This is a genomic window from Paraburkholderia sp. GAS448, assembly GCF_050435685.1.
Lineage (GTDB): Bacteria > Pseudomonadota > Gammaproteobacteria > Burkholderiales > Burkholderiaceae > Paraburkholderia.
Map to the genome: position 1 here is coordinate 1 of NZ_JBNDKT010000062.1, position 26,532 is coordinate 26,532.

The 26,532-nt window shown below is 60.9% G+C and carries 22 protein-coding genes and 2 pseudogenes; 11 read left to right on the forward strand and 13 right to left on the reverse strand.

Translation table 11 applies throughout. From position 1 onward, the window contains the following. Positions 1-252: 252 nt before the first annotated feature. A pseudogene (locus tag P3T23_RS43955) lies at positions 253-363 on the forward strand (MarR family transcriptional regulator); the annotation flags it as partial. A gap of 52 nt (positions 364-415) precedes the next feature. Here P3T23_RS43955 and P3T23_RS43960 read toward each other — a convergent pair. From P3T23_RS43960 to badH, 5 genes are all read right to left on the reverse strand, one after another. Continuing rightward, positions 416-1,192, reverse strand: coding sequence for an enoyl-CoA hydratase (locus P3T23_RS43960; protein ID WP_429322312.1), 777 nt, complete (start codon positions 1,190-1,192; stop codon positions 416-418). 94 nt (positions 1,193-1,286) lie between these two features. After that, positions 1,287-2,951, reverse strand: coding sequence for a cyclohexanecarboxylate-CoA ligase (gene aliA / locus P3T23_RS43965; RefSeq protein WP_429322313.1), 1,665 nt, complete (start codon positions 2,949-2,951; stop codon positions 1,287-1,289). A gap of 44 nt (positions 2,952-2,995) precedes the next feature. Beyond that, complete coding sequence (aliB, locus tag P3T23_RS43970; RefSeq protein ID WP_429322314.1) at positions 2,996-4,147, reverse strand: cyclohexanecarboxyl-CoA dehydrogenase; 1,152 nt, start codon at positions 4,145-4,147, stop codon at positions 2,996-2,998. An 86-nt stretch (positions 4,148-4,233) separates the two neighbouring features. Beyond that, the gene (badI, locus tag P3T23_RS43975) at positions 4,234-5,016 is read right to left on the reverse strand and encodes a 2-ketocyclohexanecarboxyl-CoA hydrolase (protein WP_429322315.1); all 783 of its coding nucleotides are present in this window, start codon (positions 5,014-5,016) and stop codon (positions 4,234-4,236) included. Positions 5,017-5,041: 25 nt separating this feature from the next. After that, a complete protein-coding gene (badH, locus tag P3T23_RS43980; RefSeq protein ID WP_429322316.1) occupies positions 5,042-5,809 on the reverse strand; it encodes a 2-hydroxycyclohexanecarboxyl-CoA dehydrogenase in 768 nt (255 codons plus the stop codon). A gap of 173 nt (positions 5,810-5,982) precedes the next feature. Between badH and P3T23_RS43985 the strand changes: the two genes are divergently transcribed. Continuing rightward, entirely contained in the window at positions 5,983-6,459 is a 477-nt protein-coding gene (locus P3T23_RS43985) for a MarR family winged helix-turn-helix transcriptional regulator (protein ID WP_429322331.1), read from the forward strand. A gap of 246 nt (positions 6,460-6,705) precedes the next feature. Here P3T23_RS43985 and P3T23_RS43990 read toward each other — a convergent pair whose 3' ends face one another. Together P3T23_RS43990 and P3T23_RS43995 are read right to left on the reverse strand one after the other, a co-directional pair. Continuing rightward, a complete protein-coding gene (locus P3T23_RS43990) occupies positions 6,706-7,416 on the reverse strand; it encodes a FadR/GntR family transcriptional regulator (protein WP_429322317.1) in 711 nt (236 codons plus the stop codon). 19 nt (positions 7,417-7,435) lie between these two features. Next, complete coding sequence (locus P3T23_RS43995) at positions 7,436-7,645, reverse strand: hypothetical protein (protein ID WP_429322318.1); 210 nt, start codon at positions 7,643-7,645, stop codon at positions 7,436-7,438. Between the two features lie 450 nt (positions 7,646-8,095). On the opposite strand from P3T23_RS43995, the gene P3T23_RS44000 reads away from it, so the two are divergent. Next, entirely contained in the window at positions 8,096-9,430 is a 1,335-nt protein-coding gene (locus tag P3T23_RS44000; RefSeq protein ID WP_429322319.1) for an MFS transporter, read from the forward strand. Positions 9,431-9,505: 75 nt separating this feature from the next. Further along, a complete protein-coding gene (gudD, locus tag P3T23_RS44005; protein WP_429322320.1) occupies positions 9,506-10,855 on the forward strand; it encodes a glucarate dehydratase in 1,350 nt (449 codons plus the stop codon). A 46-nt stretch (positions 10,856-10,901) separates the two neighbouring features. On the opposite strand, the gene P3T23_RS44010 is transcribed toward gudD, so the two are convergent. Next, positions 10,902-12,899 carry an acyl CoA:acetate/3-ketoacid CoA transferase gene (locus P3T23_RS44010; protein WP_429322321.1) on the reverse strand — a complete coding sequence of 666 codons (1,998 nt, stop codon included), beginning with the start codon at positions 12,897-12,899 and terminating at the stop codon, positions 10,902-10,904. A gap of 655 nt (positions 12,900-13,554) precedes the next feature. On the opposite strand from P3T23_RS44010, the gene P3T23_RS44015 reads away from it, so the two are divergent. Then, positions 13,555-15,159 (forward strand): sensor domain-containing diguanylate cyclase, encoded by a 1,605-nt coding sequence (locus P3T23_RS44015; protein ID WP_429322322.1) that lies wholly within the window; start codon positions 13,555-13,557, stop codon positions 15,157-15,159. A gap of 236 nt (positions 15,160-15,395) precedes the next feature. Here P3T23_RS44015 and P3T23_RS44020 read toward each other — a convergent pair whose 3' ends face one another. Further along, positions 15,396-17,660, reverse strand: coding sequence for a beta-glucosidase (locus P3T23_RS44020; protein ID WP_429322332.1), 2,265 nt, complete (start codon positions 17,658-17,660; stop codon positions 15,396-15,398). Between the two features lie 561 nt (positions 17,661-18,221). Here P3T23_RS44020 and P3T23_RS44025 point away from each other — a divergent pair. Continuing rightward, entirely contained in the window at positions 18,222-19,178 is a 957-nt protein-coding gene (locus tag P3T23_RS44025; RefSeq protein WP_429322323.1) for a helix-turn-helix domain-containing protein, read from the forward strand. Between the two features lie 211 nt (positions 19,179-19,389). Here the strand turns inward: P3T23_RS44025 and P3T23_RS44030 are convergent, their stop codons facing one another. Then, positions 19,390-20,349, reverse strand: coding sequence for a LysR family transcriptional regulator (locus P3T23_RS44030; RefSeq protein WP_429322333.1), 960 nt, complete (start codon positions 20,347-20,349; stop codon positions 19,390-19,392). A gap of 154 nt (positions 20,350-20,503) precedes the next feature. Between P3T23_RS44030 and P3T23_RS44035 the strand changes: the two genes are divergently transcribed. The 4 genes from P3T23_RS44035 (at position 20,504) to P3T23_RS44050 (ending at position 22,623) form a co-directional block, all read left to right on the forward strand. Then, on the forward strand, positions 20,504-21,259 hold the full coding sequence (locus P3T23_RS44035) for an SDR family oxidoreductase (protein ID WP_429322324.1): 756 nt from the start codon (positions 20,504-20,506) through the stop codon (positions 21,257-21,259). 97 nt (positions 21,260-21,356) lie between these two features. After that, positions 21,357-21,506 carry a hypothetical protein gene (locus tag P3T23_RS44040; protein WP_429322325.1) on the forward strand — a complete coding sequence of 50 codons (150 nt, stop codon included), beginning with the start codon at positions 21,357-21,359 and terminating at the stop codon, positions 21,504-21,506. Positions 21,507-21,508: 2 nt separating this feature from the next. Then, the gene (locus P3T23_RS44045) at positions 21,509-22,141 is read left to right on the forward strand and encodes a glutathione S-transferase family protein (RefSeq protein ID WP_429322326.1); all 633 of its coding nucleotides are present in this window, start codon (positions 21,509-21,511) and stop codon (positions 22,139-22,141) included. 116 nt (positions 22,142-22,257) lie between these two features. Next, a complete protein-coding gene (locus tag P3T23_RS44050; RefSeq protein ID WP_429322327.1) occupies positions 22,258-22,623 on the forward strand; it encodes a nuclear transport factor 2 family protein in 366 nt (121 codons plus the stop codon). Between the two features lie 132 nt (positions 22,624-22,755). Here P3T23_RS44050 and P3T23_RS44055 read toward each other — a convergent pair whose 3' ends face one another. Next, positions 22,756-24,537: a Rieske (2Fe-2S) protein gene (locus P3T23_RS44055; protein WP_429322328.1), complete on the reverse strand. Its 1,782-nt coding sequence runs from the start codon at positions 24,535-24,537 to the stop codon at positions 22,756-22,758. 40 nt (positions 24,538-24,577) lie between these two features. Between P3T23_RS44055 and P3T23_RS44060 the strand changes: the two genes are divergently transcribed. Then, positions 24,578-24,979 (forward strand): LysR family transcriptional regulator, encoded by a 402-nt coding sequence (locus P3T23_RS44060; protein ID WP_429322329.1) that lies wholly within the window; start codon positions 24,578-24,580, stop codon positions 24,977-24,979. Between the two features lie 589 nt (positions 24,980-25,568). On the opposite strand, the gene P3T23_RS44065 is transcribed toward P3T23_RS44060, so the two are convergent. Both P3T23_RS44065 and P3T23_RS44070 read right to left on the reverse strand, forming a co-directional pair. Continuing rightward, positions 25,569-25,733 (reverse strand): hypothetical protein, encoded by a 165-nt coding sequence (locus tag P3T23_RS44065; protein ID WP_429322330.1) that lies wholly within the window; start codon positions 25,731-25,733, stop codon positions 25,569-25,571. A 253-nt stretch (positions 25,734-25,986) separates the two neighbouring features. Then, positions 25,987-26,106 (reverse strand): annotated as a pseudogene (locus P3T23_RS44070) (alpha/beta fold hydrolase); the annotation flags it as partial. Positions 26,107-26,532: the final 426 nt, after the last annotated feature.

Below are 26,532 nucleotides of genomic sequence, written 5' to 3' on the forward strand. Positions count from 1 at the left end.
GCCATTCGAGGTCTTCGAACGTATGCTCGCAACCGCTTCGATACACTCAGCTTCCATTCATTAGCCCCCTGTTGCGCTTCACTCTTGAAACCGCCCAGCAATAAACGTACCCGGTCTTTCCGGCATCGCGGACGCCCGTGCTGCCGCCATGGCCGCCACTGCCATCGTGATACGAGGGCTGCAATTCATGTGGCATGGCAATTCGTCTCTGCATCCCGGGCAGAAATTACAACCCACGGAGCGCTATTGAAGAAAGAAGATGCGCAGGAATTGCTGAAACCCTTGCGTAAGTTTGGGCATCTGAATAACGACCAGAGCCGGGCACCGCTGCGCAGTTCTGGCGATGATGCAACTTCCAGTTAGCGAATTGGCTCAAGGATGTCCGGACGTCCAGGTAGCGCTTCCAGCGTGTGCGTCAGCGGTGTCCGAACACCAGTTTGCGTTTGTCGAGAAATGCATTCATCCCTTCTCGCGCGTCTTCACTCGCAAAGCGTGCATGCAGTTGCCGCCGCTCGAATGCGATGCCCTCGGTCAGCGAGCATTCCCAGGCACGGTTGACCGACTCCTTGATCGCCATCAGCGCGGGCAACGAATAGCTTGCAATCGTCGTCGCGAGCGCGATGCCTTCATCCCGCAACGCGTCAGCCGGCACCACGCGCGCGACGAGGCCGCTGCGTTCCGCCTCCGTTGCATTCATCGTGCGCCCACTCAGACACATGTCCATGGCCTTTGCCTTGCCGATGGCACGCGGCAGCCGCTGCGTTCCACCTGCTCCGGGCAGCATTGCCAGTTTTATTTCGGGCAGACCGAAACGGGCGTCTTCGGCGGCGATCAGGATGTCGCAAGCCAGCGCCAGTTCGCAGCCGCCACCCAGCGCAAAGCCGGCCACCGCGGCGATCACCGGCTTGCGCACCCGGCGGATGGTCTCCCAGTTGCGCGTGATGAAATCGCTGCGATATACGTCCATGTAGCTCCAGCTCGCCATCGCTGCGATGTCGGCGCCGGCTGCGAATGCCTGTGCATTGCCGATCATGACGATTGCGCTGATGCCGTCGTCGGCATCGAAGCGCAGCAGCGCTTCGCCCAGTGCATCCATCAGCGCATCGTTGAGCGCATTCATCCGCTTCGGCCGGTTCAGCGTGATGACGCCGACACGCCCCACAGTTTCGACGACAACCGGTTGTTCATCCATGGCTTCTGCTCCCTGTTTCATGTCAGTTCACGGGCGCGTGATGCTTCGAGAGACACCTGGGGCGTCGACTTCCGTCATGCGTCGCCGCGTCCCGCTAGCTCGAGGCTCCGCTGTCGCGCAACGCATCGCGCAGCCTGAATTTCTGGACCTTTCCGGACGGCGTGACGGGCAGCGCGTCGAGCACCAGAAGGCGTTCGGGGATGTAGTGCACGGCCACCCTGTGAGACTTCAGGAATTCGACGATGGCCGGTAGATCGATGTGCTCGCCCGGCCGCAGAACAACGGCAGCGCAGGCACGTTCGCCCAGGCGTTCGTCCGGATAGGCCACGATCGCCACGGCCGCAATCGCCGGATGGCGGTACAGCAGCGCCTCGATCTCGACCACCGGGATGTTCTCCCCGCCGCGGATGATGACGTCCTTGCTGCGCCCGCTGATGCGGATATAGCCCTGCCCGTCGATGTGCGCGAGGTCTCCGGTATCGAACCAGCCTTCGGCATCGGTTGCGTTGAGATGTGCACGATGCAGATAGCCGCCGAAAGCGGAGCAGGACCGCACCAGCAGCCGGCCGATCGAACCCGCCGGCAACGGCACGTCGTCGTGGTCGACTACCTTCGCCTCTACGCCGGGCAACGGACGACCATCTGTCGCAAACGAACGCTCGTCATCGTCATCGAGTCCTGTCAGCGTGACTGCGCCCATTTCGGTCATACCCCAGGCCGAAACGATCTTCGCGCCAATCGTCTTGCGCGCCCGTTCCACCAGCGGCCCGGGAATCGGCGCGCCGGCACACAGGAACGTACGCAGCGTGGGCACGGCGCCGCCTGTTTCCGCCACCGTGGCGGCCAGATCGGTCAGGAACACGGTCGATGCCATCGTGAAGGTCACGCCTTCGCTACGCATCAGCTCGAGCGCCTTCTCCGGTTGCCATACATCCTGCAGCACGGCTCTGGCGCGCAGCAGGATGGGCATCATCAAGCCATACATGAAACCCGTCTGGTGCGCCATCGGCGAGGCCATCAACAGGACATCGTCCGCGTTCAGACGCATCGCGGCGGCGTAGGGAACGATGTTGGACATCAAGGTGTTGGACGTATGCATCGCCCCCTTGGGCTCGCCTGTCGTGCCCGAGGTGTAGAGCAATTGCGTGACGTCGTCGGGACCGGGGCGGTGGCGGCTCAGGATCGCTTGCGCATCGGGTTCGCGCTCCCATCGCGGACCGGAGAGCAGCGCCTCGAAGCTGTTGGCACCGGGCCGGCCGTCCGTTTCACCACCGACCACCACAACCTGCCGCAGGTCCGGCAGGCTGCTCGAGAGGCCGGTCATCATCTGTTCGAAGTCAACGCCGCGAAACAGCTTCGGCACGATCATGACCTTGCTGCGGCTGTGGTTGAGCATGAACGACAGCTCACGCTCGCGGAAGATATGCATCAACGGGTTCAACACCGCGCCGATTCGCGAGCAGGCGAGATACGTCACCGTGAACTGCCACCAGTTGGGCAACTGCAGCGACACCACATCGTTGCGGCCGACGCCGAGACGCGTGAGTCCCACGGCGATGCGATCGGCCATCGCCGCCATTTCGCGGTAGGTGAAGCGCGTCGTCGTGCCGTCTTCCAGCCGCACCGCGCTGAGGGCGATCCTGTCCGGGCACACGGCGACACAGGCGTCAAGCTCGTCGTTGATGGTGCGCTCGTGCCACCATCCGCGGGCGATACTCGTCGCTCGTCGCGGCGGGATCAGAACGGCGTCGAACTCCATGTCGCGTCTCCGGTTTTGTTATGTGCGTCGGTAAGTGCGTCGGGTTATGCCGGCACCGCGTCGCGTCCTGCACGGGTACGGGCGATGATCGTCTTCATGATCTGGGCTGTGCCATCGCCGATCTGAAAGCCGAGCACATCGCGCAGACGTTGCTCCATCGGTCCGCGGTCGTAGCCGCCGTGGCCGAACGACAGCAGACACTGGTGCACCACGTCATAGGCCAGTTTCGGGCCCCACCACTTGCACATCGCGGCCTCGGCGGTGTGCGGCAGACCACGATCCTTCAGCCAGAGTGTCTGCAGGCACAGGAGACGCGCGGCTTCGACCTGGGTTTCAAAATCGGCCAGCGGATGCGACACGCCCTGAAATGCCGACAGCGGCTTGCCGAACGCCTCACGCTGCGCGACGTATTCCCACGTCTCCTCCAGGCTGACTTTCGCCACGGCCAGTACTTGCAGGCCAATCAACGCGCGCGAGAAATCGAAGCCCTGCATCACCTGCACGAAACCCTTTCCTTCGTCCCCAAGCAGATGATCGACCGGCACGCGTACATTCTCGAAGAACAGCGAGCCGCGGCCGATGGCGCGCTGGCCATGGCAGTCGAAACGATTGCGGGTAATGCCCGGCAGATCCATCGGCACCAGCACGGCAGAGACGCCACGCGCACCGGCTTCAACGGTGCCGGTGCGGGCGAACACCACGGCTGCGTCGGCCTGATCGGCTGCGGAGATAGAAGTCTTCTCGCCGTTGAGCACGTAGTGATCCCCGACCCGCTCCATGCGCAGGCGCAGATTGGCGGCATCCGAGCCGCCGCGCGGCTCTGTCAGTGCAATGGCGAAGAGCGCCTTGCCCTGTGTCAGCCGTTCCAGCCAGGGCTTTGCAATCGCGGGGGCGGCGTGGTGAGCGAGAATCTGGCCATTCAGCGAAGCCAGCAGATTGATGTAGGACAGGCTCAGATCGGCGCGTGCGATCTCCTCATGGATGACGCCGGCCGCAAGGCAACCCAGTCCCTGGCCGCCGTACTGCTCGGGCAGTTCCGGCGCAATGAATCCCATCTCGCCCATCTCGAGCATGAGATCACGGTCGAGCGTGCGGGTCCTGTCGCGCTCGAGGAAACCGGGCGCAACGCGCCCCTGCGCGAAGCGCCGGGCGTGTTCGCCGAGCGCGGCGAGATCTTCATCGAGGTAGGGGTTCATGATGTCTCCTGGGATATTCCTGCGATGTGGCAGGCCCGCGCGCTACGACGGCGCAGGACGGGCCTCTCGTGCGGGGAGCTGCCATGTTATTTCGCGTACTTGCGGAACTCAGGCTTGCGCTTTTCCTGGAACGCCCTGACGCCTTCGCGCGATTCTTCGGTGTCGTAGTACAGCTTGAGCGCGTACATGCCCATACCTGCGATGCCGGCCTGGTGCGCCGTGTCCATGTTGAAAGAGCGCTTGGCGATGGCGATTGCGGTCGGGCTCTTCTCCATGATTTCGTCACACCACTTCTGCACCTCGGCGTCGAGCTGGTCGTGCGGCACGACCGCGTTGACGAGGCCCATCGCCAGCGCTTCGGCGGCCGGATAGCGGCGGCACAGATACCAGATTTCGCGGGCCTTCTTCTCGCCGACCACGCGCGCGAGGAAGGCCGTGCCGTAGCCCGGATCGACCGAGCCGACCTTCGGGCCCGCCTGCGCGAAAACGGCCTTCTCGGAAGCGATCGTGAAGTCGCAGATCGTGCACAGCACGTTGCCGCCGCCGACCGCGAAACCCTGCACGCGCGCGATCACAGGCTTGGGTACATCGCGGATCGCGGCGTGCAGCTCTTCCATCGGCAGACCGATGGTGCCGCGGCCATCGTACTGTCCTTCGTGGGCCGACTGGTCGCCGCCCGTGCAAAAGGCCCGGTCACCCGCGCCGGCCAGCACGATGACGCCGATCTCGCGCGAATAGCCCGCCTTGTTGATGGCGTGGATCAGCTCGTCGCAAGTCCGTCCGCGAAAGGCGTTCATCCGGTCCGGCCGGTTGATCGTGATCCACGCCGCGCCATTGCGCACTTCGTAGAGGATGTCTTCGTAGTTCATGATGAATTCCTTGCGGATAAATGGATCAACCGGCCATCGTCAGGCCGCCCGACACGCTGAGCACCTGGCCGGTGATGAAGCCTGCGTCGTCGCTGGCGAAGAAAACGATCGCACCCGGCAGATCGCCAGGCTGCCCGATGCGGCCGAGCGGAATCGAACGCTGGAACGCTTCCATCAGTTTCTCGGGATTGCCCGCGCCTTCCTTGTATTCGGCGAAGAGCGCCGTGTCGGTCGGGCCGGGACACACGACGTTCACCGTAATGCCATGGCGGGCATGTTCGCGCGCAATGGTCTTGGAAAACGACACCAGACCGCCCTTGCAGGCCGCGTATACCGCTTCGCCTGAAGAGCCGACCCGCGCCGCGTCGGAGGCAATGTTGACGATCCGCCCCGTCTTGCGTTGCGCCATGCCCGGCAGCACCGCATGGTGCATATGCAGCGCGCCGGTCAGATTGATCGCGATCAGGCGTTCCCACTGGGCCGGTTCTGTTTTGGTGAACGGCTTGAACACGTCCCAACCGGCGTTGTTGACCAACACGTCGACCGGACCCAGTTTTGCCTCGGTCGCCGCCACCGCCGCGTCCACCTCAGCGCGCCTCGTGATATCGCAGCGGATGGCCTCTGCCCTGCCGCCCGAGATGCGAATCTCTCCGGCCACTTTTTCGGCGGCCTCGAGAGAAAGATCCAGTACGGCGACGCGCGCACCTTCCGCCGCGAAGCGGCGGCACGTCGCCCCGCCGATCCCACCGCCACCACCGGTCACGATGACCGTCTTGCCTTCGAGTCTATGCACAATAATCTCCGTCAGTTGCCAGGGTTACTATTACCTTTGCGAACGCACTGCTCGCACCTCAGATATACGTCAATATATTGACGTATACTAGGATGGGATTACAATGAACACAAGAACGGACATACCAGGAGAATCCCTTGGTTAAACCTCAAAACAAAGCAGCATCGATCAAGATGGAACTGGCTAACAGGCTATTTTTCCGTCTGTACCAATGTGCAAACATGTTGCACAAAACCGGAACCCGCGCAGTCGAGGAGGAAGGGCTGACGACGCAGCAGTGGGCCGTCCTCGGCGCGCTGTCGCGGCAGGAGGCGGAGCATGGAATGAGCGTGGGAGACCTGGCCCGCTATCTGATGGTGAGCCGGCAGAATCTTTCCGGGCTGATTAGCCGGATGGAGCGCGACGGGCACCTGACCGGCACCGCTGACGGTCGTGACCGCCGTTCGCGGCTGATCACCATGACCGACTCAGGCCGCAAGCTCTGGATCCATCAAGCCACGCCCAAGATTCACGGGTATTACGAGCAGGTGCTGGAGAATTTTTCGACAGACGACATCACCCACACCCTCCACTACCTGCTCAAGTTGCTCGATAACATGAAGCAGCTGGACGATGCATCCCGGGCCACGAATGGAGAAGAGGAGGAGTAACAGTAACGCGCATGCTACTTCGGCGACTGGTCACTTATCCCCAGATTTTGTTCACAAATTTGTGGATAACATGGGTGAAGAAGCGTCAAGTGTCTGAAGCGAAACAGCAATTTGCTGGCGGGTTCAATGCGAGCATGGGCGACTCACTGCAACCCGGATGTCACTCACGTCGCGCCGCCGTCACAACCAGAGGGGATAGTGTGCGTTGGGTAAGCCATCTCCCTCAACCACTTTTGCAGGAGCGCCCTACCCCCCCGCTGTGCTTAGGGCGTGTGCGCGTCGAAGCCTTTCGCGACTGTTGCTCAAATGCATCCGCATTGCCGCGCGAGCGTCGTCCGCGTCCTGACGTTCGATTGCCCGGTAAATCAGCCGGTGCTCGCTCAGCACGTTTCGCAGGTGCTCGATGTGGTCAAGCTCGGCAATTTCGGCGGAACCGAGCCGTGTGCGCGGACTCACCGCACGGCCGAGTTGACTGAGAACGTCAAAGAAGTAGCGATTTCCGCTTGCCCGTGCAATCTGCAGATGAAACTCAATGTCGTGCGCCAGCACGTCGGTGCTCCCCCTTTCGAGTTCGGACTCGAAACGGTCCAGCGCGCTACGCATCTGCTTGAGATTTTGCTCGGTACGCCTGCCTGCCGCCAGAGCGGCCGACGCTGCCTCGACGTCGATACGGAATTCGATAATGGCCATCACATCGAGCATGTTGGAGAGGTCGGCTGCGGGTAACTGCATTGGCTCTTCAGTCGACGGCGCCAATACAAATGTGCCGATGCCGTGGCGTGTCTCGACAACTTTCGCCGCCTGAAGGCGCGATATCGCCTCGCGGACGACAGAGCGACTCACAGAGAGTTGCTTCATCATCGCGACTTCTGTGGGAATCCGGTCTCCCGGCCTCAGGATTCCGCGTCGAATTTCGTCGGAAAGGGCGGCGACCACCTTCTCAGTCAGGCTGCTCATTTTGTGGCTTGTTGAATAATCACGAGGAAAAGCACACGATCCGTGCGGCAAATGACGTCATCAGACGTCTCGACCATAAGTCATCATAACGCCAGTCCCGCTTCAAGACGATGTCATCGGCAAAATCGCGGTGGCGTGTTGAAAGGAAATCCTGTTTCGATGTCTTCATGCGGAAACAGCAGGTCAAGTCGTTGTCCGACAACGCATAATCAAAAGCAGCGGTGGACATCTCAGGCGCACTCGTCTGCGGTATTCAACTGCGATCCCGAAGACCACGATGGACTTCTATCGCAATTGCCACCGATCGCCACGCGATCGCATGGCAAGCTGATCGACGAGTTCTTCCAGTTCCCGCTCTCCTGTCCGTATCTTGTCAATTGTGGCGGGGGAGGCCGGCGACGTTGTCTTCATCTGCCACATCCAGATATCTCTCACGTCATCTGACGTCCTAGTTCACATCCCCTGAGATGTCAGCGTCAACGTAGTATATTTCCTCATTCTGGCCCAGTCTGCGACGACTTAAGCAGGGTAAACACTCTGTTGGAAAGCGAAAATGGAAATCGTAGACTGTCATCGGACAACCGATGACGCCGATTTAAGGTGGCTGCCCATCCGCTCTGCCGAGTGCGCCGCACTACGCTGGATTGGGCCGACCAATCGGCCGACACTGGAGACAATATTGATATCTGCTCTCACTACCCCAGCGACCGACGTGCTCGAACCGGCGGTTTCGAAGGTCAAGCGGCACGTGCTGCCACTCTTCCTTATTATGTTCATCGCGAACTACGTCGACCGCGTGAACATTGGCTTCGTCAATCAGCACATGGAAACCGATTTAGGCATTGGTGCGGCGGCGTTCGGACTTGGCAGCGGACTGTTTTTCATTGGATATGCGCTGTTCGAAGTGCCTTCAAACGTCCTGATGCAAAAGTACGGAGCCCGCATCTGGCTGACCCGCATCATGGGCACCTGGGGCCTCGTCGCTGCCGCAATGGCATTCGTCTGGAACGACACGTCGTTTTACGTTTTGCGTTTCCTGCTTGGGGTCGCCGAGGCGGGCTTCTTTCCCGGTGTCGTCTTTTACTTCACCCAATGGCTACCGCAAAAGGAACGCGGCAAAGCGGTTGCCGTGTTCCTTGCCGGTTCGGCACTCGCGTCCGTGCTTTCCGGGCCGATTACGGGCGGGCTGCTGTCGATCCGCGGCTTCGGATTGCAAGGTTGGCAGTGGATGTTCCTCATCGAGGGCGGATTCTCCATCCTGTTGTGTGGCGTAACCTGGGTGCTGCTGAAATCGCATATCCGCGACGCTTCGTGGCTCACGGAAAGCGAGAAGAGCGCGCTCGAGACCTCCATCGCCGCCGAGCAGGCCGAGCGGGAAGCACTCGGCGGTGCGCATGTGCCGACCCTGAAACTCCTGAAAGACCCGCAAATCATTCTGTTCTGCCTTCTCTATTTCGCCATCCAGCTCACGATTTACGCGGCTACTTTCTGGCTGCCGACGATCATCCGAAAGATGGGCGGCCTGACGGATTTCCAGGTTGGCCTGTTCAATGCGGTACCCTGGCTCATCGCAATGGTCGCCATGTACTGTTTTGCCGTGCTCTCAGCCAGATGGCGCTTCCAGCAGGCGTGGCTTGCGGCGGCTCTCGTCATCGCGGCTTGCGGACTGTTCGCTTCGACGTCCGGCAACCCGGTCTTCTCGTTCGTCGCTATCTGCTTCTCGGCCATTGGCTTCAAGGCCGCAGCGTCGCTCTTCTGGCCCATCCCACAGGGATACCTGGACGCACGCGTCGCCGCAGCCGTGATCGCACTCATCAATTCAATTGGAAACCTGGGTGGCTTCTTCGCACCAGCTGCTTTCGGTTACCTGCAACAGCACACAGGCTCGATTTCCGGTGGCCTGTATGGACTGGCGGTGGCATCTTTACTTGCTGCGGCGGCAGGCTTCCTTGCCCGCAATCGCCGTGTGAGCCATGCCATGCCTGTGCAAACCGCACACGGCAAGGCACACTGACCGCCCGGGACATTGAAAATGAACCACGCGCTCTCCTCATCCAACCGGCTAACCCACTGACCTGGTCCTACTCTCATGTCCACGAATACAACCCCATCGAACGCTACCCCGACGGTCACCGAACTGCGCGTCGTTCCCGTTGCGGGCCGCGACAGCATGTTGATGAACCTGAGCGGCGCACACGGCCCGTTCTTTACTCGCAACATCGTTATCCTGCACGACAGTGCCGGCAACACCGGCGTAGGTGAAGTGCCCGGGGGCGAGAGCATCCGCAAGACCATCGATGATGCCCGTCCGCTTGTCGTGGGTCAGTCCATCGGCAATCTGCACGCCACACTCAACATGGTGCGCACGCAGTTCGCCGATCGTGACGCCGGTGGACGCGGCTTGCAGACCTTCGACCTGCGCACGACCATTCACGCGGTGACCGCGCTCGAAGCTGCCCTGCTCGATCTGCTCGGGCAACATCTGGGCGTGCCCGTCGCAGCACTGCTTGGAGAGGGCCAGCAACGGGACGACGTGGAAATGCTTGGCTACCTGTTCTACATCGGCGACCGCGGGAAGACTGACCTGCCCTACGCCAGCGGTGCAGAAGGACGCGACGACTGGGAGCGCGTTCGCACTGAAGAGGCCATGACACCCGAGGCGGTCGTGCGCCTGGCTGAAGCGGCACAAGCGCGCTATGGCTTCAACGACTTCAAGCTCAAAGGCGGCGTCCTTCCTGGCGACGCTGAAATCGAAGCGGTGACCGCCCTCGCTGAGCGGTTCCCGAAGGCACGCGTGACGCTCGACCCGAACGGTGCCTGGTCCCTGTCGGAAGCGATCCGTCTATGCCGCGACAAACACGATGTGCTCGCCTACGCAGAAGACCCGTGCGGCGCTGAGAACGGCTATTCGGGCCGTGAAGTGATGGCCGAATTCCGCCGCGCAACCGGCCTGCCGACCGCGACGAACATGATCGCCACGGACTGGCGTCAGATGGGTCACGCCATCCAGCTGCAATCGGTCGACATCCCGCTCGCCGACCCGCACTTCTGGACCATGCAAGGCTCGGTGCGGGTCGCGCAGATGTGCAACGAATGGGGTCTTACGTGGGGATCGCATTCGAACAACCACTTCGACATTTCGCTCGCCATGTTCACGCACGTTGCCGCCGCGGCGCCCGGCAAGATTACGGCCATCGATACTCACTGGATCTGGCAGGACGGCCAGCGCCTTACGCGCAATCCGCTGCAGATTGTGGGCGGCAAGGTAAAGGTGCCGGAGAAGGCCGGTCTTGGGGTTGAACTCGACCTGGACGAACTCGGGAAAGCGCATGCGCTGTATCAGCAGCATGGTTTAGGCGCACGTGACGACGGCATCGCCATGCAATACCTGATTCCGAACTGGAAGTTCGATAACAAGCGTCCGTGTCTCGTGCGCTAGCTCAAACATTACCTCGGAGGCGGCCCTGATGGCCGTTGACTGCCGCCTACTCCAGCGCTCTTGCGTGCGCCTTTGCCTCCTCCGGACTTTCGTAGATATACGTTGAGACGCTACGCTGCTGTAGCGCCTCTCCAAGCTTCAACCTGAGAAAGCTGCTGGTCGTATATCTCGTCACTCCCGAGTAGAGCCGGGAGACGAGGGACGCCACCATGTCGGAATAGGCGTCGACGACTTCCGGACGGATTGAGAAGTTATCGTAGTTGACCACCGCGTGCGGCTTCACGCGAACGTCGCGCAGCCTGGCTTCGACCTCTGCCCGTATGGCCTCGACGTCTTCGAGGCTGGTCACCTCGTGCCCTTCAAAATTGATGAAAAGCATGTTCTGGGCGGCGTCGTAGCTGAACCGTTCGCTGAAGCGCAGTCTGAGGATGGTGCCTCGCAGCCCCATCGGAGCAGGCCGGAATATGCGTTCGTCCATCAAACGCGGCGCTTTTTCGATTACCGGAGCAAATCCCATCTGCGCAACGATATCTCTCTGGATATCGATCCCAGGCGCGACCTCAATGAGTTCAAGGCCAGCGGCCGTGAGCGAAAACACACACCGCTCGGTAACGTAGAGCACCGGCTGGCCACGCTTTAACGCGTACTCGCCGCTGAAAGTCCGATGCTCGACGGCATCGACAAATTTCTGGCAGGTTCCGTCACGCAGGATTTTCAGACGTCCGTCTTCAATTGCGATATCGAGATTGCCTGCGTTGAACGTACCGACAAATACAACCTTCCTGGCGCTCTGGCTGATGTTGATAAAGCCGCCCGCGCCCGCAAGCTTCGGGCCGAATTTGCTCACATTGAGGTTGCCCTGCCGGTCGGCCTGCGCGAGACCGAGAAAAGCGATGTCCAGCCCGCCGCCATCGTAGAAGTCGAACTGATAAGGCTGGTCGATGATGGCCTGGGTGTTCGTCGCCGCGCCGAAGTTCAGGCCGCCTGCAGGAATGCCCCCGATGACACCCGGCTCGGTTGTCATCGTAAAGAGGTCGATGACCTGTTCCTCATTGGCGACACTTGCGATGCCCTCCGGCATCCCTATCCCCAGGTTGACGACACTGTTGGCCATCAGTTCGAACGCGGCCCGCCGTGCGATGACCTTCCTCGGGTGCAGCGCCATCGGCGGCAGCGATGTCGCGGCAACCCGAAGTTCGCTGGAAAACGCGGCGGAGTACGGCTCGGCGAAGGTCTGCCAGTGATGTTCGGGCTGCGCGACGACCACGCAATCGACCATGATGCCCGGTATCTTGACGTTCCTCGGATTCAAGGTATTCGACTCCGCAAGCCGTTCTACCTGAACGATCACGACGCCACCGGAGTTGCGAGCCGCCGTTGCAATCGACAGTGATTCGAGGGTGAGTGCCTCTTTCTCCATCGTGACGTTTCCCGACGCATCCGCCGTCGTACCTCTGATGATGGCGACGTCTACCGGAAACGCCTTGTAAAAGAGAAACTCTTCGTCGTCGACCAACATGAGGCGGACCAGGTCCTCGGTCGTCCGTGAGTTGAGCTTACCGCCACCATGTCGCGGGTCCACAAACGTCCCTAACCCAATCGTCGAGAGGTGCCCCGGCTTGTGCGCGGCGATGTCACGAAACAGATGTGAAATTACGCCTTGCGGAAGGTTGTAAGCCTCAATCAGGCCATCGATTGCCAGCTTCTGCAGGCCGGGAACAAGGCCCCAGTGACCGCCGATGACCCGTCGCACCAGACCCGCGTGCGCGAAATGGTTCAGGCCTTTCGTTTTACCGTCCCCTTGCCCGGCCGCGTAGACCAGCGTCAGGTCACGCAGGGCCGGGCCATCGGTTCCGCCGGACTCGAGAAACCGCTGCTCCAGGGCAATCGCAACTTCTTCCGCAAATCCGATCCCCACGAAACCACCGGTGGCAAGGGTGTCTCCAGAACGCACCAGCTGGACAGCTTCGCGTGCAGTCACGACCTTCCCTCGCTCGACGCTGCGCGTCGAGGAAGGAAACGGATGGTGAAATCCTCCGTTCATGATGTCTCCTTGTCGCGCCGTGGGCGTCGACGTGGCACTGCGTGACGCGTCGAGCTCCGCGACGTTCAAGACCGTCGGAAGCACCGCTGCACCACGCGCACCTGTTCGGACCGTCATTGCCGCCGGCTCGGCGGCCGCGTCTCTCAGCTGTGGCGAGTGTGAAATCGCCACTTGCGACGATTCTGCACTTTAGTCGACTGGTCCGCTACCCTGACTGAATATGAGAGTAGCGGCCGCTGCGCCCTGAAATATTCAGCTTCGGAACTCACAACCGCGGGTCTTCATCATGGGTGTTCGCGGCGTTAAGGCCAACGCCTTTGCTCGGGAAAGCCTGCCACACCGTACAGCAAGCGACAACCTACGACGTGCAGTTCGGATGCCACTCAGGACGGGCAACGCTGCTCTCCAGGTGACCGGCACTCTTGAGCAGGGCACGACAGCCATCGAGACAACGCGCGCTGTCCCCGATCAACAGACGGTTGCGGCGGGCGCGACAGATGCGATATGTTTGCAGACAGATTTCGGGCGTAGAGTAGCTGGCTCACCCGCACTAAAAAAACAACCACTTCCTCATGGTCAAATGCCTTCGCATGAGGCTCTGCAGCTATCACGGCTGCGTTGGTCGGATGAATGGCCACACTGGGGAGACAGGCACGTGTCGAAGGGACAGGTTCTAACCTTGCGCTACCGGCTGGCCAGGTATTTGACCGGGATGCGGGCGCGGACGTCGAGACTGATTGGCCTGCATCCTTATCTGGCGGGCATGTTCGGTATGGTCACCGCCACGGTCATGGCCGCGCTGACGTTCCAGGCGCTTCTGAGCGGTCGGCAGGAGGAACTCCGGCATGCCGTTGAGAACGCACGCAACCTCGTCGTCATCATCAACAGCGATCTCGCGCGTAACCTCGCCCTCTGCGACCTGTCGCTAAAAGGGATGGCAGTCGATGCCGAGAACCCGCAAACCTGGACGCTCCCCCCAAACCTGCGGCAGCGAGTCCTGTTCGATCGGGGCATGGGTACACCGTTTCTGGGAGACGCATACGTTCTCGATGCGCGAGGGCATGTGAAAGCGTCTCAGAGTGGGAATGCCTATCCCAACATGTCGTTCGCCAACCGCGATTACTTCCTCCTGCAACGGAACAACCCATCGTCGGGACTCTACATTTCCCGGCCTTATCCGTCGGAAGCCCGCGCGGGCGCGCTGGCCGTAGCGATAACCAGGCGCATCAACGCGCCCGATGGGACATTTGATGGCATTGCCGTGATCAGTATCCGGATCGAATATTTCCAGCGTCTGTTTGACCGCATCGATGTCGGCCCCCTGGGCGGCGGTTTTCTCCTGCGTGATGACGGCACGCTCATCGCGAGTCAGCCAGCGGCACGCCGGGGAATTGGCGCGAATTATTCGGATATGAAGGATTTCCCGATCCTCGCCGGCAATCCGTCCGGTACCTTTGTTTCGAGCGGAACTCCGGACCGCATTGAGCGGATATACACGTTCGCGCACGTGCCGAACACCACGCTATTCGTCGGCATCGCCCAGGCGGTGGACGACGTGCTGGCTCGCTGGAGGCAACGGAGTCTGTTCACGGTCGTGATCACGTTTCTGTTAGGCGGGGCATATGTGATTGTTTCGTGGCTACTCGCGTTTGCGTTCCGGGACAAGGTGCTGGCCGAAGCCGAACTGCGGCGCGTTGCCGCGACGGACGCGTTGACCGGCTTGAGCAACCGCCGCGCATTCGACTTGCGGCTGGCTCAGGAGTGGCGGCGCTCGCAACGTGCGCGTACTCCGTTATCGTTACTGTTCATCGACATTGACCATTTCAAGATACTCAACGACACGTACGGCCACGCCACCGGCGACGAGGTGCTGATCGCCGTCGCCGAGCGGATCATGTCGGGCACCCGGCGCGCAGTGGATCTCGCCGCGCGCTACGGTGGCGAAGAGTTCGCGGTGGTGCTGCCCGATACATCGCTTGACGGTGCGATCAAGGTCGCCGAAAAGATTCGCAAACGCGTCGAATCGGCCGGGCTCGCTAACGAGGGCGCTCAGCATGGGCATGTCACGATCAGCGTAGGCTGTGCCACATGCCAGCCGCCCGAGGGCGGCAATGCGGCCGCGCTGCTCGCTGCGGCAGACGCCCAGTTGTATGTCGCGAAAGCGGCAGGACGGAACCAGGTGAAGTGGCAGCAACCAGGTAACACCGGCGAGAGCAGTTCGCAGGCAGGAAAAGGCGGTTCAGGCGCGACAGTGACATAAAACGCCCCGGATCGGCCGGATTGAACGCGAACCTGTTGACGTCGCGGCGGTGACCGTCTCGATGCGTGAGGCAGGCAGCCTGTTTTGCCCGCCTGTGTCCGAGCAACGGAACAAGCACCTTCAGGCCTTGGCGCTTTTGACCGAAAGCTTTGCACGCCAGATATGACTGGGGCCCGGCCGCCGACAGAGCGACGCCCGGGCCCCGTGCTACCTGAAGTTTGAGCCGGGTTACTGAATCAGTCGCACCGCGCCGGCTTCAATGACAGTCGCTGGGACAAGGCGTTCTGGTCACGCGACGATGCGGCTGCCGTTATCCCATAGCTTCCTCCGTCAAGCTGCCAGAAGTGCCTCTTCACGTTCCAGGTCGCGAGGCGCTGCGCCGGGATGAAGACCTTCACGAGTTGAGCCTGGCCAGGTTGAAGCATCACTTTCGTCCAACCGACGAGCCGCCTGGGCGGCTCTCCCAGCCCTGGCGGCAGCGTGGCGTACACCTGCGCAACTTCCGCACCGGCGCGCGACCCGGTATTGCTTACCGTGAACGTCACGGTGACGTTTCCACGGCCGTCGGCCTGCGCGTTCATTCTCGAATAACCGAAGGTCGTGTAGGACAACCCGTATCCGAACGGGAACAAGGGATCGATGCTCTTCGCGTCGTACCAGCGATAGCCCATCAGCAAGCCCTCGCTGTAGACGACGTTGAGATTATTTGCGTCGATCGTTGGTTGAGGCAGGTCGGCGTCCCGCTGGGGGAATGTGATCGGCAGCTTCGCCGACGGATTGGCATCCCCAAACAGGATATCCGCGATCGCCTGGCCGCCCTGTACACCCGGATACCACGCCTCGACAACGCCTTGCACGTTATCGATCCATGGCATGAGAACGGGACTGCCGTTCTCGAGCACGACAATCACCCGTTTAGCCTTCGCCGCTACCGCAGAGATAAGCGCGTTCTGATCATATTGCTCGTTGCCTGGATCGCTCTGCGCGTTGGGTAGTGACAGGCTCGCCAGATCCGAGCCCTCGCTTTCCCACTGTGTGGCAAAGACGATCGCAACATCGGCCTTCGATGCCGCGTTTGCAGCCGCGACCGGGTCCGTGCCGTCAAGGTAAGTCACCGTCGCATGCGGGGCTTTGCGCCTGATCGCGTTGAGCGGAGGCGATTTGTACCAGGTCGCGCAGGTCGAGAGGAACGGACTGCTCGACTGGCAGCCGGTGACCGCATTACCGTCGGCGGCCGGGACCGCGCCTGAACCGCCGCCCGACATCACCCCTGCGTCGGCATGACCACCGATTACCACGACCGACGACAGCGCATTAGCCGATAAAGGCAACACCGGTTGATAGCTGCCTCCTGGCTGTGCGTTTTTCAAAAGTACGATCGACTGTTGCGCGACTGCCAACGCATCCGCGTTGCCTGCTGCGCGATCGACCGTTCCACCAGGCTTTGGCGGATCATCCAGCATGCCCAGGCTGATCAGGGTGCGCACCTTCCGGTGAACCATGTCGTTCAGTCTGGACATGGGTACGCTTCCCGACGTCACGGCATCTTTCAGCTTCGAGTTGAAGTAGGAGGTGATGCCCAGCGAGGCACCCGACGGACCAAGGTCGCCTGGCTCCTCTTCGTCGAGGCCTGCCAACGCCGAAGCCACGGTGCTGTGCGTCGCGGTCCAGTCAGACTGCACGATTCCCTTGAAGCCCCAATCGCCCTTCAATGTCGTCGTCAGAAGGTACGGGTTCTCGCATGCATATGTGCCGTTGACCAGATTGTAGGAGCACATCACATTCCCCGGTCTGCCCTCCTTCACGCCGATCTCGAATGCAAGAAGCTCGGTCTCCCTCATCGTTCGCTCGTCGACGACCGAGTTACTGGTCATGCGATTCGTCTCCTGATCGTTCATCGCATAGTGCTTGATCGTTGCGATGACCTTCTGCGACTGCGTGCCAATGGTGCGGGCCGCGCTCATTGTGCCGGCAAGCACCGGGTCTTCTCCCATATACTCGAAGGTCCGGCCGTTGCGCGGCTCACGCGCGAGGTTCACCCCGCCGCCAAGGCCCTCAGCGTAGCCCAGAACACGCAGTTCCTTCGCGATCCGCCTGCCGTAAAACGTTGCCAGCTGCGGGTTCCAGCTCGATGCGAGCGCGACCGGGGAGGGAAGCGCAGTCGCGCCAACGTTCGCGACGTTCACCCCGCCCGCGGAGTCCGCACTTGCAATTGGCGGAATTCCAAGCCGGTCAATGCCTGGGATGTAACCGGCGCCATGCACCCAGGACGGGAATGGGCCGCCAAAACCGATGTTCGGAAAGCCCGTGCCATGCACGAGCTGGATTTTCTCGTCGAGTGTCATCTGCGCGACAAGCCGGTCCGCGCGCTGGTCGATCAATGCATCCGCCCCGCTCCCGCTGCCTGACCGGTCATCCGCACCGTGTGCCGGAGGGGTTGCGCCTCCCGCACCAATAGCAGCAGCGAATGCGCTTAGCGCGGCAAACGGGCTGGCTCCCATGGCAGTGTTAGGACCACTGCTCTCGTCGGCTTGCGACGCAACGCAAAAAGCTAAAAGAGAGCAACTCGCGAGGATCGACAATTGCATCCGGGGGCTCTTCATTCACGTCTCCTCATGCACGGGGTGGCAGTTTATGTAGTCAGACTACAAACCATTGTCTCGGTACTGGTGCGTCGACCTGCGTTTGCCTATACCCGCGCTTTCATCGTGACAGCCAGTACCGGATCCTCAGCCACGTATTCGAAGGTGGGGCACGGAAAGCGCAATCGGCGCAGGCAGCGCTGTCAGGCGCGCGTTGTTGACTTTGCCCCCGCGACTTGTGAAATCGAGTGTAATGAAGGCATCGGCGGCGCATTTGATCGCAAGGAGCGGCATTTGATCGCGCCGATCCCAGTGGAAACCCGGATTGATCGACCCGTGTCGTCGTAGGGGACACTTGCGCGTCATATGGAGAAGACAACGATGATGGCCTTTCAGAAAACTGTTTCGGCGCGTATTTATCGATTGTTTCTTGCGCATGCCGAACGGAACGGTTGCGATCCACGTGCGATCGCGAAAGGAATGGGACTCGATGAAGACTCGCTCGAAAATCCTTACGCGCGAGTCAGTCGCGACAGGCATTTGAGCCTGTTGAAAATGGCGGCGGATTGGACAGTTCCATTCGAACCGGTCAAGAATGGAATCGCGGGATGGCTTCGTCCGTTCCCCGAACTCGCGGGCGTCGTCTGCAATTGCCCGACGCTTGGCGATGCGATGCAACATTTCGTTCAATACCGCGACATCATTGGCAATGTCGATTGGGTCACGATCCAGGAATCGGACGACTCGATCGCGATCGACTATATGCTCGAAGGCGACGATCAATTCGCGGGACGTGCGCTTGGCAACTTCGCGATCATCGTCGATCTGGCGCGGCTTTATGACCCCCGCGTCAAGGTTGGTGACGCGGAACTGAGCGGTGCGCCATCGCCCGCATATAAGACATGGAGCGATGTGATCGGCACACGCATCGAACATCATCAGCCGCGCAATCGTCTCGTTCTCCGCTCAAGTGCGCTTCATACACCGTTCATGAAATACAACGAGACGCTCGCGAGCATTCATCTCGATGCGGCGATGCGCTTGCGCGAGACAATCCGCGGCCGCGCGTCGTTCGCCGAGCAGGTCAAACTGCACTTACACGAGTGGCTGCGCGACGCGTCCGACGACCTGTCTCAGGAACGGATACAGCAACGCCTTTGCGAGCAACTGGGAATTTCACGTTGGACGTTGCAACGGCGGTTGCAGGCCGAACAGGTTCAGTTCGGCCATTTGCTCAATCTCGCGCGTGTGCATGAAGCGACCTGGCTGCTTACCCATACGCAGCTACCCATCAGCGAAATCGCCGATCGCATGCGGTTCGGATCGACGAGCGCGTTCACGCGCTTCTTTACGCGCGCTTACGGGACACCACCGACGCGCTATCGAACGGCGAATTGGCGCGGGACTGATCCGTGGACGACGATCGGTCAGGCGTGAGCGTGCCCGTCGATCACGTTTTTTGGCGTAAGCATGGACAGGCAGCACCAGGGCGTCCGACCACACCTCACCGTGATCCATTCGCGTCCCGCGAACCGAGGCGCCAGAAATGATGGGAGTCGATTTCATGATGGTCCTTACGAGTTGGTTGCTCGCAGCCGCAATCGACGACTGTGCCTAATGACTATAGGCCCTGCGATGAAAGAGAAAATCACCTTCTGTGGTGGCTAGAGCTAGATGATTTCCAATCCAGAAGTGTCTCTGCGCTCCACTCCGCCGCAGTGAGTCTGGAGATGAAGAAATCGGCCAGCGCACTAACCTTCGCGGGCCGTGTGCGGGCAGTGGGTGTAACGAAATACAAACCACCTTCAGGCAAGCGCCAATCGGTCAAAACGGGCTCGAGTTGCTTGTCCCGGAAATACTGCGTCGCGACAAACTCAGGAAGCTCGGTGATGGCAAGTCCCGCGAGGACCGTGGGCAGTAATGCCTCCACGCTCGTTCCTCGCAACGCTCCGGTCGGTGTGACGGTGCATTCCTCGCCACTTTTATGGGTGAAGCGCCAGACGTCGCGCTTACTCCTGTTGGTGTAGGTCAGACACTGGTGGGCGCCAAGATCATGCGGGTGCTGAGGACGACCATAGCGAGACAGATAGGTGGGAGATGCCACGACAAACCGACGCACCGGTGCAATCAGACGTGCGACGAGTGACGAGTCTTCCATGATGGCGATGCGCAGGGCGGCGTCAAAGCCATCGCCAATCAGATCAGTCTGTGCGTCCGTGAGATGAAGATCGACGGAAATATCCGGATAGGTCCGAAAGAATTCGGGCAACAACGGAGCCACCCAGCGAGCACCAAAGGAGAGCGGCGCCGCGAGCTTGACGAGACCACGCGGCCGGCTTGAGCTCTCACGTGCGAAATCCTCTGCCTCCTCGGCCTCTGCGTAGATTCTCGCCGCTCGCTCGGCAAGCGTGTGGCCATAGTCAGTGAGTGCAAGTCGTCGGGAGGTACGGTTGAACAGTCGACCTCCGAGCCGCTCTTCAAGGCGGGTAACGGCCCGAGAAACCGTGGCGACCGAGACACCCATGGCTGTTGCCGCCGCAGCGAACGAACCTTCTTCGGCGACCTTCGCGAACATCGCGAGCCCTTCGAAATCCGGTAGCTTCGACATCGACATTCCTGCAATGATGGTTTGCATTCGTTTCTATTTCGAAAAATAGCACGCCGTCGTAAATTTGTCTCGCCGCACCACCCCACCCCACTGCTTTGCATGGGACCGGAGTAGGCGCTAAAGCGCCAACTCCGGTCGACACAGGAGAAAGATCATGGTACGTAGCCTTGAAGGAAAAATAGCCGTCGTGACCGGCGGCACCAGCGGTATCGGCCTTGCCACCGCCAGGCGCTTCGCAACGGAAGGCGCGCAGGTCTTTGTTACCGGCCGCCGCCAAGCCGAGCTCGACGCCGCCGTTGCGGCGATTGGGCCGAAGGCCACCGGCATCCAGGCGGATTCCGCCAATCTCAGCGATCTCAATCGCCTCTACGAGCGCGTGAAGGCAGAGGCAGGTCGCATCGATGTGCTGTTCGTCAATGCCGGCGGCGGCTCGATGTTGCCCTTAGGGTCAATCACCGAAGAGCAGTATGACGACACGTTCGGTCGCAACGTGAAGGGCGTCCTCTTCACGGTGCAGAAGGCACTGCCGCTGCTGGTCGACGGTGCCTCAGTGATCCTTACCGCTTCCAACGTCAGCATCAAAGGCACACCCGCGTTCAGCGTTTACAGCGCATCGAAGGCCGCAGTGCGCAACTTTGCACGAAGCTGGACGCTTGATCTCAAGTCTCGCGGCATCCGCGTCAATGTCATCAGCCCGGGCCCGATCAAGACGCCTGGCCTCGTCGACCTTGCTGGCCCCGATGCCGCACAACAACAGGGTCTGCTCGACTACATGGCATCAACGATCCCGCTCGGGCGCGTAGGGGACCCCGAGGAGGTTGCTGGCGCCGCCGTCTTCCTCGCTTCCACCGACGCGAGCTTCATCGCCGGCATCGAACTCTTCGTCGACGGCGGACAGGCTCAGATCTAACGGGAACCTCTCGAGTGGCTGGGTGGGTTCGAACCGGCCACCCATTTCGACACAACTCGAACGTCGCCATAGAGGATCAACCACAAAGGATATTCCCATGAGCAACCAGACCTATGCAGAAACCGGGATCACCCCCTCGGCCATTCCCAGCGCTGGCACCACCATTGTCCCGGCGATGGCCGCCGGTCCTGACAACTCGGCTGGAGCGGCGCAGGTCCCTCCGGCCGCGACTAAAAACAGGAGATGATCATGCTTGAAGTTCTCGCATTCGCTACGCCCAACAGCGTCAAAGTCCCTATTGCGCTAGAAGAAATGCGCCTCGATTATCGGCTCGTCCCGGTCAATCTGCGTCAGGGTGAACAGAAGGCCGATGCATTCCGGGCGATGAATCCCAACGCGAAAGTCCCCGTTCTTATCGATCGTTCCTCCAAGCCTGGAGAGGGAGATGTGGTACTCAGCGAATCCGCCGCAATCCTGGTCTACCTTGCTGAGAAGACCAGGCAACTTCTTCCGAAGGACGGTGCCCGCCGCGGCAAGGTCTTCGAACAACTTTTCTTCCACGCGTCTGGCCTGAGTCCTGCATTCCTTCAGGCATTTTTGGTCGCCATGCAGTCGTCACCACAACCTGAGGCCCAGGCACGCGCTCTAGCGGAGGTTGATCGGGTGCTAGGCGTGCTCAATTCCGGCCTCGAACATCACCCGTTCGTTGCTGGTGACGCATACAGCATCGCGGACATTGCTCATTTCGGGTGGGTCTGGCGCCATCAGGCGATCGGTGCGTCCCTCGACAAGTTCCCATTTGTTACTCGTTGGTATGGCGAAATCTCGGCACGACCCGCAGTCGTCACCGCCGTCACAAAGACGTTGGAGCTCGCTCAGTAGTGCGGCGCCACATCCTATCTTCCTAACGCAACTGCCTTAGGAGATGGACATGCAAATGAATTCCACTGAATGCGACCCGCACCCGGGTCCACAGTCGATGATTAAGGAGAAGTCTCATGAATGACCGCACCCAAGAACTGCTTTATCGCAACCTCCAGGAGGTCTTCGGTGAAGGCGACGCAACGCGTCGTCGCGCGGCAATCGAGGAACTCTATACCGAGGACTGCGTGCTCTACGTGCCTCCGGGTGTATTCGTTGGGCAAGACGCTCTCGACAAATTCGCAGGGGATCTTCGCGCGACGCACCCGCACTTCGCTTACACACCGCACGGTAAGGCTCAGACTCTCCACAACGCCGGTCGTCTGGCTTGGGGTTCTGGCCCGCGCGGCGAAGCACCCGACTATACGGGCTGGGATGTGATCATCGTTCGTGATGAGAAGATCGCAGCGCTCTATGTCTTCCTCGATTCCAATCCCGCATAACCATGTGATGATGTCGCTGGCTTTGCTGGCTCCGATAACAAGTGCTACCTGAGGGTCCGCTTTTCCTTTGGAAGCTGCCGGCGGCGCCGCGCCGGGTCGAACGGCGGTAGCGGGTCGATACCGCCGGTTTCGTCACGACGCCCCAGCCCCCTCATGGATCGCGACACCCCGCATCAAGCGCCGGGCGATGTCCGCCGTCTGCAGCGCCCCGCGTTCGGTCGGTGAATGGGCGGCGAGATAGCGGGCGACCGCAATGAGGACGTGCCGGCCCTCGCCAGTATTACCCCACGCGGTAAACTGCCGGACTCCGGCCTCCAGCATCTGATAGGTATGGAAGCCAGCATCTTCGCGCAGCACAGTAAGCGCAAGCGTGGCGATCAGCGCCTGTGGCGAATGGCCGAGCGTGAGATGTCGCGCCACCAGCCTTGCGGCAAGATCAACCTGTCGCTGCCTGTCGAAGGCATCGAGCAAGGCGGCGCGGATCGTCTCAACATCGGCAGGGAGGTCGTCGAGTTGCTCGCGATCTTCACCAGGGATGCGAGCCGGCGGCACGTTTAGATAGCGGGCAAGGTAGAGCGCCATGGCTCCATGCATGATGGCACGCACGGCCGTGACGTACCCGTCGATGTCGGCGGTCCCGATCCGCCTGAGCATCTGGTGGACCGCGTTAGCGTAGGTGAAGACGTGGTGCGCCGTCTCCCAGTCGGCGTGCTCGTTGGCATTGCCGAAGCGGGCCACCCGCAGCGCTGCTCCGTAAGCGAGTGATCGTCCCAGGTCAGCAGGACCTGCGCCTGCGCGGATCGCCGCCTTCAGCGCATCAATTATCTTTGCTGGATCGTCTCCGAGCAGCTCTCGGGCGAGCGCCGCGTGGTGCGACCATCCACGCGAGGTGCGCGCGGCAGCGAACAGTTCCGGCATCTGGCTGGCTGATTCCTCGCACAGCGCAATAAGATCAACGGGCTGGCGCCAGGCGGTCGATTCCTCCGCGCCACGGGCGGCCACCATCTGGCCGACGATAGCAGGCAGCAAAGCTGGCGCGTGCTCGCAACCGATCAGGTCGAGGCACTCGAGGGCCTTGTTGATGAAGTCGAGCGAATGACCGGTGTCGGCAAACGCCCTTTCGGTCGCGGCCGAGAGCAGGGCATCGGCGAGCACAGCTGGCGAGACACCGGCCGCAATCGCCGTCAGCAGGGTGCGCTCGGCCGCTTCGCGATGGCGCACATTTGTCCAGAGCCGCAGCCAGCGCTTGAGTGCGGCCGGCGCCGGCCGGCTTCCAAGCGGCGCGCGTTGCCGCCGTGGCGCCTCGCCGTGGCAGTCCGCTGCCACGCGGCGCGCACCATGAAACAGGGCAAGATAGGCTTCGTCCTCTGGCAAGAACGGGAAGAGATTGGCCAGCGCCGTCAGAATCGTGAGACCGACGCCCCAGCCGTCGCGGTTCTGCGCCCCAAACAGCGCCACCTGCCGCACAATATCGGCCATCGGCACGTTGGCCGCGAGCTGACCATGCACGGCCTTGGCGATGACGAGATCGAGGTCGTGTGCGAGGCCGTCCGCAAGCCTCTGACGCCAGTGCGCCGCGGGATCGGGATGACCGAACGTGGTCGTTACCCAGACGTCGCCATTGCGTACCTCGACCGCGCAGATGGGTATATCGTCCGCCCACAGATCGAAGGTGCAGCCGCTTTCGAGATCGAAGCGGGCGTGGTGCCAATGACAGGTCAAGATGCCGTCCTCGACGCTGCCGCGCTCGAGCGGGAAGCCCATGTGCGGGCAACGATTGTCGAGGGCGAAGACGCGCCCGCGGTCGTAGATGACGAGGATCGGACGATGGCCACCTTGCACAACCAGCCGCCCCTCCGCCTTCAGCTCTTCAAGGCTGCCCACGAGCACGAATTCCTTGTTCGATGCATCCATGCGCGCACCTCCTGCAGGCGTCCCTTCAGGGACATAGTAGATGCCCGCGATCTCCTGTCAACTCTCGGGCAAAACACGATATGCCGCCGCGGTGCGGCTGAGCGTCCACTGCAAACGCTCAGGCGGAGCGCGCAACGATGAGCTCCTTCACCAGCTTACGGCTTTCGAAGCGGTGGCACGACATCTGAGCTATGTGACTGCTGCCGAGGAGTTGCATGTTACCCCTGCGCTCATAGGTCAGTTGATACGCGGACTGGAAGACGCACTTGACGTCGAGTTGTTTCATCGCGCGCCTTCTGGACCGTCGAGACTCGTTCTCACGGATGCAGCGCGTTCGATCATGCCTGAATTGCAGGCCGGCTTTGACCTGTTGTCGACGGTTGTCGAGCGGCTGAAGGCGAGCAAGGCACGGCAAGAAAGAAAAACTACCCGGTCATTTTGACGCCGTCCTGTCGGCTCAATCCGGCCTTCGCCTACCGCACCGCTCGAGAACGCCGAGCACAAGGCTGATGCAATTCGCGGTAGTCCAGACGGCATTCAAGATTAAGGTGACAGGGGAAACACCCACCTCAGCGGCTAGCGTCGCCGTGAGAGCAACTACGCTGATACGGCAAAATTCGAGGAAACAGTCGAGACCGGAACAGACACCTTTCCATTTGATGAGGGTGTGCTCGAAGGGCGGCGTTTCGATCGGAAAATGCCCTGCCGCCCCAGGACCCGGGGTCTGATCGTCGAGTCAGCTCTACCGCCTGATCGAGCAGAGCCATTGCAGCATCAGTGCCGCGCTCATCAAGAATTGTCTGACGTGGGTGACAGGCTGTGCGAGTCCATCCAGTCGTACAAATTGCTGCCATTCGCCCAACCCCAGTTTCGCGTCTGTTCGCGCGTTTTGTTGATCGTTTGAGAATGCGTTTTCGAGGATGAACTTTCGTCAGACTTATGGCTCGGGCTGCCCGCGCCGCCAATATTTCGGGAGTTCATAGAATCGTATTTCATTGCTATTTCCATTGCGCGTTGACTACCACCGTACATCAATCCTGCTCCGCCACCTCACGTTGCGATGACGCAGCGACCAGCTCGGCAAAGCGCTCCAGCGCTGCAACTGAGCCGTGCACTGTGCGGTACTCCTGACGTCCAATCTTTGCGTCAAGAATCACCGTCATTCCAGATTGTTTCGCGAGATCCAGGATGTTCATCTGATGCTCCGTACCGCAGAACGATGCGCTTGAGTGGGTCCGTTGAGACCGTGAACTGTGTGGTCCACGGTAGTGATTCTAGGCACTTTGCGGCGGACATCAACGGAGCAGAGCGAATTCACAGTTATGGATTCGACAACAATGAAGACGGAAACCGGCTTGCGCCGGCCCCAGCCTGAGCTGGCGCGATCAAATCGGCGCGTGCTGCCTGGCGCGAAGACTTGACCCAGCGTGCCAAAGATCTTACGTGCGGTTCGAGCCACCGAAGCAACGAGTCCGTCACGAAGGCTGGATTTTCGAGGTTGGAGATAGGCCCCGCTTCGGGTACGAGCACGTGTTCGCAGCGGATCACCTCCGCCATCCTGGTCGTTTCACCGCCGAGCGCGGTACCGGGTCGGAAAAACAGGGGCACGATGACATCCGGGCTGGTCGAACAAGGCTCGCGAAGGCCGCGTCGAGCAGCTGAACAACTGGAATCCTGAAGTACTGAAGTCGCTCGTCTGAACGACCTGACCAGGCGGTTGCGCGGCAATAAGCATCGCCCATAGGAAAGGCGCCGGGGGCAGAAACCTGCTCCCGGCGCTTTTTGAGTTCTGCCCGCCATTGCCTTGCCACAACCTGAGCCCAAATCACACGAGCGGTAATCTGCAGTGCGCCGCTGCCCGCCCATACACGGGTCGGCTTTCAGAAAATCGTCGATTTCGCTGGGAACCGCCAGCGTAACCGCGGTCGGCGCCTTCGATCCGTATGGCGCTCCCCTACGCTGCAAGCTGGCCCGTCAATGCCGGCCGTGCAATCG